Annotated in this window: 6 protein-coding genes; 5 read left to right on the plus strand and 1 reads right to left on the minus strand. The window is 32.0% G+C overall.

Going from position 1 to position 5,200, the window contains the following annotated elements:
* The first annotated feature begins 136 nt into the window (after positions 1-136).
* The 5 genes from ACNQGB_RS15865 to ACNQGB_RS15885 all read left to right on the plus strand — a co-directional run bounded on the left by ACNQGB_RS15865 (position 137) and on the right by ACNQGB_RS15885 (position 4,995).
* Positions 137-616: a hypothetical protein gene (locus ACNQGB_RS15865; protein ID WP_417947836.1), complete on the plus strand. Its 480-nt coding sequence runs from the start codon at positions 137-139 to the stop codon at positions 614-616.
* Between the two features lie 127 nt (positions 617-743).
* Positions 744-1,331 carry a hypothetical protein gene (locus ACNQGB_RS15870; protein ID WP_417947835.1) on the plus strand — a complete coding sequence of 196 codons (588 nt, stop codon included), beginning with the start codon at positions 744-746 and terminating at the stop codon, positions 1,329-1,331.
* Between the two features lie 4 nt (positions 1,332-1,335).
* On the plus strand, positions 1,336-1,797 hold the full coding sequence (locus ACNQGB_RS15875) for a hypothetical protein (RefSeq protein WP_417947834.1): 462 nt from the start codon (positions 1,336-1,338) through the stop codon (positions 1,795-1,797).
* 237 nt (positions 1,798-2,034) lie between these two features.
* Entirely contained in the window at positions 2,035-3,600 is a 1,566-nt protein-coding gene (locus ACNQGB_RS15880; RefSeq protein WP_472777147.1) for an IS1182 family transposase, read from the plus strand.
* 72 nt (positions 3,601-3,672) lie between these two features.
* Positions 3,673-4,995: a tetratricopeptide repeat protein gene (locus ACNQGB_RS15885; RefSeq protein ID WP_417947909.1), complete on the plus strand. Its 1,323-nt coding sequence runs from the start codon at positions 3,673-3,675 to the stop codon at positions 4,993-4,995.
* 6 nt (positions 4,996-5,001) lie between these two features.
* Here ACNQGB_RS15885 and ACNQGB_RS15890 read toward each other — a convergent pair.
* Positions 5,002-5,200, minus strand: a 199-nt coding sequence (locus ACNQGB_RS15890; protein WP_472777148.1) for a hypothetical protein, incomplete at its 5' end; no start/stop codon positions are given.

Below are 5,200 nucleotides of genomic sequence, written 5' to 3' on the forward strand. Positions count from 1 at the left end.
ATACCTATGATGTGTTGCATGCTTAAAAATACGAAAAATCTTCTTTTAATACAAGTTTTTTAGTATATTTGAGCATAATAAAACGGGAGTTTTTTCACAGACTGACGTTGTACCTAATTTTAAAGACGAATAACGAATGAACATATTTCCAAAAAGCACTTATACATTCAAAATAATTGGAGAAGAAACAGAAACTATTGAACGTTTAAAAAGAAGAACAGAATTGTCTGAAAGTTTGACTTCAAGTATAACTGACAAATCATTTCGTGGTATAATTAAAAACAATACATTTAGAATAATATCATCCGAAATTGGAAAAGGTGCATTTTGTGTTTTAAAAGGCGAAATTGATAATAAAGATGGAAAAGTTGAAGTGGAAATAAATAAAGCCTTCCGAATTTTACTTACTGTTTTATTATGCTTCCCTTTTATTGGTTTAATTGTTCAATTTTTCACTAATAAAGAAGAGTTTTCAATAATCTTTATACTTGTGGCAATACTACAATTATTAATGATTAGGTATGTATTTATTGAATTTGCATTCAGAAGATTCTCAAAATCTAGTTTAAGTAAATTGAGTGACGTATTGGATATAGATCAGATTGAAAAAAACTAGGCACAACAGCAACTACAACGGATTTGGGCATTGGGTTTAATGGAAAGTTAGTTTTGTATTTGGGAAGATTTGGCAAATCCGAAAATAGGGCTTAATTTAGTCCCAAACCCGCTGTAGTAGCGGGACGTTGGCAGACATTGCCGAAAAAATCGTAGAAATAAGAAAAGTAAATTTTATAATGGAGGAATTGCAACTGAAACTATACAATACTGAAAATTATATCTTGACAGATGTAAAAGATTTCTTCTTGCAAAATGGATATTTAAATACTTTTGATTTTTTCTGTATAATAATTTGGAAAGCAAATAGAGCAAAAAGTAAAATAGCCAATCGACTACTAAAATTTAAACCAAATCTTGATGAAAGTGTAAAGGATTTGACAACTAAAATTTATCAAGCAGAAACTGAAAAGCAGAAATTAAATGTTTTAATTGTCGATTTTGGTTTTAGACTTCCAATGGCATCGGCAATTCTATCTTTATTATATCCTGAAAAATTTACAATTTTTGACATAAGAGTTTGCGACACATTTCCGGAATATAAAGGAATTGAAAATTTGAAATTTGAAAATCTTTGGAGTAAATATTGTCAATATATTCAAAGCGTTAGAAATTATGGAGAATTAAAAGTTTCGTTAAGAAACAAAGACAGAATTTTGTGGGGAAAATCATTTCAAGAACAACTTGAAAATAATATTAAATCAAATTTTAAATAACAAAATGAAAAACTTACTACTAATTTTATTAGCATTACCAGTAATGCTTGTTGCGCAAAACAAAAAAATTAACTTCTACAGCGATTATCAATTCGATAAAACTTACGATGGAACAAAATTAGAAGGATATAAAAAGGCAACAATAAAATTTAGTGACCCAAAATTACTGACGAAAAAAGATATGGCATTTGAAGATTTACCAAGAGGATTAGTAACGTTTAAATTTGTTGGACTAAATGAAATTAATGAAACAATAATTTATTTAGGGAAAAACAAATCTAACAATGATATGTATGCAATTACAAATTCAGGAACTGGAAATGATATAATTTACCTAATAAAAGAAACGCATAAAGTTGGTCGGAAAACATACTCTCATACAATCTTACTTGGAAAAACTGACGAAGAAAATATGGGTGGATTACCGAAATATTTTACGGCATTTCATTGCAACATAACCAAATAAAGCAACGATCTGCCAACAGCGGTTTGGCGCAATTGGGGTTTTAGGCAAACTTTAAAGTTGGTTTTGTACTTGGAAGTTGGGTCTTAAATCGATACATTTGGCTAACCAAATCCCCAACTGACGCCAAGCCACGAGACGTCAAACTGTCTAATAACCTCCTTTTCCCCTGTTAGATAATTTGTACAAAAAATCATTCAAATAATTTGCATAACTCGTTGGTTTTATGTATATTTAAGGATGAAATTCATCAACGGAACTAACAGAAACCAACTCCCGCTTTTTGCCTCATCGATTGATGATGCCATTGCGCAAGACAACGAAATCAGACTTATTGACCTTTTTGTAGACAGTCTTAAACTCGCTGATTTTGGATTCATTTTCGATTTTGTCGAGAACGGAAGACCCGCTTATCATCCTTCGGATTTGCTCAAACTCTTTATTTACGGTTATCTCAACCGCATGCGTTCCTCCAGAACTTTGGAGAAAGAATGCAATCGCAACATTGAACTTATGTGGCTTTTGAAAGGTTTGGTTCCAGACCACAACACCATTGCTAATTTCCGAAAAGACAATTCTAAAGCCATTGCTCGTATTTTTCGAGCCACTGTAAAACTAGCCACGCACTTTGAACTCATTGGTGGTGCTTTGGTCGCTGGTGACAGCACCAAACTTAGAGCCCAAAACTCCAAGAAAAACAATTTTAATCCAAACAAAATAGAGCGTCACATTGCTTACATTGATGCTAGACTCGAAGAATATAACGCAACTTTAGCCAAAGAAGACGGCGATGTTCACGAAAAACAAAGTATTGCAAAGAAGATAAAAAAACACAGTATACAAAAACAAAAATACATTGGGTATCAAAATACAATTGATACTACTGGCGTTACTCAAATCTCGACATCGGATCCAGATAGCCGTCAAATAATGACTCGAAACAACATCTCGGAAGTGGCCTACACAGTACAAACTACCGTAGATGCACTACACAACATTCCCATTGATTTTAAGGTGACCAATGAAAACGATTCTAAAGCTATGGGCGGCATGTTACGCCGAGCCAAAACTATTTTAAGACACAATAATTTTACCGCCATTTATGATAAAGGCTATCACACTGGGAGCGAATTTGATTGCGCTAATAGTCTTGGAATTGATGTGTTGGTGGCCATTCCTGGCGTTTCTGCACACGCGCCTGATTTGGCTTTTGATGTAGAACATTTTAGATACAATAAAGAAACAGATACTTATACGTGTCCTGCTAATGAAACCCTTACGACCAATGGAAATTGGTACGCCAAAAAAAACGGTAAGTCAATAAGTCAGATGAAGCATTATAAAACTAGTGCGTGTTTGAGTTGTAAACTCTTTAAAAAATGCACTAAAAATGCCAAAGGCAGACTAATTGAACGCTCCCAATACGCCGATTTGATTTATCAAAATAAAGAAAGAATCCAAAATAATTATGAAATCTACCGCAGACGCCAAGCCATAGTAGAGCATCCATATGGCGTTATCAAAAGGCAATGGGACTTTTATTACATTATGACCAAGAAAACCATCAAACGCGCCGTAGCGGATGTTGGATTGATTTTTACCGCCTACAACCTGCGCCGAATCTTCAACCTGATTGATCACAAGCTACTCAAACAGTATCTAAGAATACTGCTGTTATATTTTGGCACTATAAGAGCAATATTTAACCCTTTTTACGGACTGTTTTATTTTAATAATCATAAAGCTAGTTTTAATAGAACGAAGTTTAAATGTAGTTTAAATAACATATATTTACTCCATGAGTAACAAAATACAGTTTGTTTGGAGGTTTTTAGACGAACTGACGTTAGTGGCAATTATAAACCGAAACACCTAATAATGAATAAAATAATTTTAATATTTTTTACGCTTTTTATTTTTTCAAATTGTTTTTCTCAAACTTTAGTATCGAATAGAGAACAGATCGAAGTAGCTAAAGCTGACTTGAAAAGTGAAATAGAAACTTTTAGTTCTTGCATTGTAAAATCTGACATAAAAATTTGTGTAGACAAACTAATTAAAAGTGCTAACAATGAATATAAAAAATACATTGTTGGCGGAATTCTTTATGAAATTGACCCAAAACAATCCTTCATACTTCACGAAGAAGCATACTTAACAAACAAACTTGAACAAAATTTCATTCTTGAATATGCAATCGAACTTCATAGAAATGGACAATACAAGGATGCTTCCAAACTTTATGAAATCTATGCTGAAAAAGTGCCAAATGACATAAGAGCATATGTTTGGTTAGCCGATTGTTACATAAATATTGCCGAAATAGAAAAATCAATTACAAATTGGGGGAAATCAAATCATCCCCAAAATCACACAAAAATCGACAATGCTATATTTACAATTTACGGCAAGACAACTCAAATAAAAACTAGAAATGATTTAAAATTAGGTATTGTACAAGGACAACTTTCAAACTTTTATCCATTAATATTTTTAGACAAAAATTGGGAATCAGATTGGTGGAATAAGCACACGCAAGAGTATTTTCTAAGCGAAGACATTCAATTAGCAAAAAATAAATTAGGTGAAATAAGCACTGATTTTAAAACCTTAAAAGCGTACTTAGAAATAAAAAATTTTGAAGAAAACGGGCAAGTTGAAGAAATTAAAAAAATTCTAATCTCCAATAAAGTTATTTTGGAAAACAATCCTCTCCCAACATTTGGCGAAATTTCTTCTGACCTTTTAAGAATATGTTTTACCAATAATTTACTCAATGAAAGCGACTTTTATTCAAAAAGAGGAACAGAATTGCTTGAATTGGCAAAAAAAACAAATGACAAAGATATTCTAAATATTTATGCATATTTACAAGGAACAGTTGATGGACAAGTAAAACCTGAAATTGATAAATTGGGTTGGAAAGTTTTTAAAGATGAAAGATTTGCCAAAAGTTATTTTACAATTAGAGTTGACAAAATCAAATCTAATGATGTAGAACTAAATGAAGCATTAATAGATTTTCCAAATTCTTCTTATATATATTGGGTAAAAGCAATATGTGCAAAAATGGAAAGTAAACCAGTAAAAGAACATTTGGTTGAACTAATAAAGAGAGAATTTAAAACATTAGGTTCAGACAAAAATAGATTTAGTTATAGACTTAATTCCTATATGAACACATTGGCAACCGAAAAATAACTGCCACTAACACACGCTACAAGCAATTTGGGTATTAGGCTTAATTGGAAGTTGGTTTTGTATCTGGGATGATTTGTCAAATCCGAAGAATGGTCTTAATTTAGTCCCAAACTGCTTGTAGCGCGGGAACGTCAGGCTGTGAAAAAACCTCTTTTTTCTAATATAATCTTCAAATTTCACGACTCTACAATTCAAATAAGGTCTT

This window comes from Flavobacterium frigidum (genome assembly GCF_048286795.2).